The sequence below is a fragment of the Aeromonas media genome (assembly GCF_000819985.1).
Taxonomy (GTDB): Bacteria; Pseudomonadota; Gammaproteobacteria; order Enterobacterales; family Aeromonadaceae; genus Aeromonas; species Aeromonas media.
This window is the reverse complement of the sequence record NZ_CDBZ01000048.1, coordinates 1-221: the sequence shown is the minus strand read 5'-3', so window position 1 is coordinate 221 and position 221 is coordinate 1. Positions and strand designations below refer to the sequence as shown.

The 221-nt window shown below is 66.1% G+C and carries 1 pseudogene; it reads right to left on the bottom strand.

What is annotated here, in order from left to right:
• Positions 1-221, bottom strand: a pseudogene (locus BN1127_RS21105) (flagellar biosynthesis protein FlhF); the annotation flags it as partial.

The window sequence follows — 221 nt, the reverse complement described above, 5'->3', positions numbered from 1 at the left end:
CCCCGGTCGGCCCGAGCAGGGCCACGGCACCGCCCTGGCGCAAGATGTCGTCTTCGCTGATCTTGAGCTGGGCCGTCAGTACCTCGGCCAGCTGGGCCATGGCCTGATGGATGGGCATGTCTTCCGGGATAAGCCCGGCAAGCTGATCGGCGAAAGCATCGTCGAACCCCATCTTCTTGAGCTCCTTGATGAGCAGCGCCCGCATCGGCTCGCGGCGCTCC